Genomic DNA, 2,455 nt, shown 5'->3' with positions numbered 1-2,455 from the left:
TTCGCGTTGTGCATCGACCTGCTCCATCAGTGCGCGAATGGCATCCGCTTCCGCTTCGGTCCTTCGTTCCGCACAGAGCCCGGCAGCCTCCACCTCGACGCTCAACCTCAATTCCAGCAGCGCGATGGTTTCCGGCAGGGTCTTCAGCGCGTCATCCGGTATCGAAAACTTTCGGGCCTCCGGCATCTCACTGACGAACATGCCGCGCCCCTGATGCGGCACCACCATCCCATCGGATCGCAGCCGAGCCACCGCCTCCCGAACCACCGTGCGGCTCACGTCGTATGCGGCGCAAAGCTCGGCTTCCGTCGGCAGTTGCGCGCCAGGAGCGAGTTGGCCGGAGCGAATCTTCTCCGCCAGGCTCTCGGCCACGATGGTGGACAGGGGCTTTCGCTTCGTCATCGTCGTCCTTCCGCTCGGGGCCTGCCGGTTCTGGGACACAAGCCCGGCAGGCCCGCTAAATCGCAGCCGTCACGATCAGTTCGACCAGCATCCCAGGCTTGGCCATACGTCCCTCTCCGGAGGAGCGGGCCGGGGAATGCTCCATCGGCATCCAGGCATCCCAAACCTTGTTGACTTCCTCGAAATCGCGGATGTCGTCCAGCCACATCTGCACATGCAGGATACGGGTCTTGTCCGTTCCGGCCTTGGCAAGCAAGGTGTCGATCTTGTCCAAAACCTCCTGCATCTGGTCGGCAGCCGATTGACCGGGCCTTGCGACCTGGCCAGTCAGATAGAGAGTGCCGTTGTGAATGACCCCATGATGAATGCGGGTGTCGAAGTCGAAGCGTTGAATATCCATCATCGGATTTCCTCAGGCGGTCGCAGAGACCGGGCGGATCGGGTTGCCTTGCAGGTAATGGGCGTAGGGCGCCTGCACGAGCCACCCGGCATCGACTGGCAGCGTTACGCCAGTTATTGAGGCGGCGCGTTCCGAGCACAGGAAGAGGGCGGCCTCAGCGACATCCCGCGGTTGGACGAAACGGCGCAGCGCGGTCGTCGCCTTGATCGCCTCGGGATTGCGCTCGCCTTTGGCGATCTTGTCCTTCAAGCCATCCGAGAGTGTATAACCGGGCGCCACGGCATTAACGCGCACGCCCATGGGGCCGAGCTCGGCAGCCAGCATCTGTGTAAGCGCCAGCACCGCATGCTTGCCCGGCGCATAGGCCGGTAGGGAAAGCGGCGCGAAGGACGCCAGCGAGCCGACATTGAGAATCGCGCCACGCCCGGCAGCCGACATGAGCCGCCCGAAAACCTGGCAACCGAGCAGCGTGCCGCGATAATTGACGCGCCACATGCGCTCGTCTTCATCGAGCTGCTGGTCGAGCACGCGCTTGCCGCTCTGCAGGATGCCTGCGCAATTCACTGCCACATGCGGCGCTCCGAAGGCCGCTTCCACCGAGTGGCCAAGTGCCTCCACGGAGTCAGGGTTCGCAACATCGGTTTCGATGAACCGTGCATCCGCAGCGCCGCCAGCCCCGCAAATGTCGGCGGCCTCGGCTCCCCTCGCCCTGTCGCGACCAGCGACGACGACATTGGCGCCTTCCTGCGCGAAGCGCTCGGCGATGGCACGGCCTATACCCGACGTACCGCCGATGACGACGACCGTGCACGTCTCAGCCATTGGCGCGGTCCCTGCGCTCGACGTCGAAAAATTCGGCCATGCCGCGCATCTGATAGTCCATCATGGGGCGCCCAGGCTGGACCTTGCAGCCCATTTCCTTCGCTTTTTTGAGCAGCGCCGTCTCGGCCGGCTCCATGATGATGTCGACGACTGTCATATCCGGCGTCAGTTTCGTCACGTCGAGCGGATAGGGGTCACCGGCATGCATGCCGACCGGCGTCGCGTTGACCGCCAGGTCCATGCCCGTCGGATCGGCTTCGCCGGCCTCGATGCGGCAGCTCGGGAAAGCTTTCGCGACAAGCGCGGCGAGGTTTTCGGCCCGGCTCCGGTCGACGTCGTTCAACCGGATTTCTGTGACGCCGGCCTCAGCGAGGCAGTAGGCGATCGACGCACCGGCGCCGCCGGCGCCGACCTGCAGCGCCTTGCGTCCCGCAAACTCGTAGCCCGCCGCCTTCAGCGCGTCGATGAAGCCGACGCCATCGAAATTGTCGGCGTACCAGCTGCCGTCGGGCAGCCGGCGTACGGAGTTGGCGCTCTGCACCCGCACGGCGCGATCATGCCCGCCAGCACACTTGTGGTAGACGGCAACCTTGTACGGCACCGAAATGATGACGCCGCGGACATTCTCCGCCGCGGTCAGCCCGGCCCAAAAAGTGTTGAAATCCTCCGGCTTGCAACTCATCGGCACCATAAGGCTGTCGAGCCCCTTCTGCTCGAACAGTTCGTTGAACATGCCGGGGCTTTTCGCATGTCCCACCGGATGGGCCAGCATAACAAAAACATCTGCTTTTCCGCTTCCGCGCATCGTCTCAATCCCTGCCGTTCGAAAGT

General features: G+C 63.8%; 4 protein-coding genes. All 4 read right to left on the bottom strand.

Features of this window, described 5'->3' with window-relative positions; translation table 11 throughout:
• Positions 1 to 372, bottom strand: a 372-nt coding sequence (locus tag EOA86_RS30550) for a GntR family transcriptional regulator (RefSeq protein WP_245497428.1), incomplete at its 3' end; no start/stop codon positions are given.
• Between the two features lie 85 nt (positions 373 to 457).
• Positions 458 to 802, bottom strand: a complete 345-nt coding sequence (locus tag EOA86_RS30545) for a RidA family protein (RefSeq protein ID WP_206630181.1) — start codon at positions 800 to 802, stop codon at positions 458 to 460.
• Between the two features lie 12 nt (positions 803 to 814).
• The gene (locus EOA86_RS30540) at positions 815 to 1,624 is read right to left on the bottom strand and encodes an SDR family oxidoreductase (RefSeq protein ID WP_128345030.1); all 810 of its coding nucleotides are present in this window, start codon (positions 1,622 to 1,624) and stop codon (positions 815 to 817) included.
• Positions 1,617 to 2,455 (bottom strand): hypothetical protein (locus EOA86_RS30535; RefSeq protein ID WP_245497427.1); only part of this gene is annotated, 839 nt, incomplete at its 5' end. The genes EOA86_RS30540 and EOA86_RS30535, both read right to left, overlap by 8 nt.

The organism is Mesorhizobium sp. M5C.F.Ca.IN.020.32.2.1 (genome assembly GCF_004023105.1).
Classification (GTDB): Bacteria; Pseudomonadota; Alphaproteobacteria; order Rhizobiales; family Rhizobiaceae; genus Mesorhizobium; species Mesorhizobium wenxiniae.
This window is presented reverse-complemented; position numbering and strand designations above follow the sequence as displayed.

Bases quoted from the DNA above. Each gene is read 5' to 3' on its own strand.
- EOA86_RS30545 (WP_206630181.1), bottom strand. From the start codon at position 802: ATGGATATTCAACGCTTCGACTTCGACACCCGCATTCATCATGGGGTC.
- EOA86_RS30540 (WP_128345030.1), bottom strand. From the start codon at position 1,624: ATGGCTGAGACGTGCACGGTCGTCGTCATCGGCGGTACGTCGGGTATA.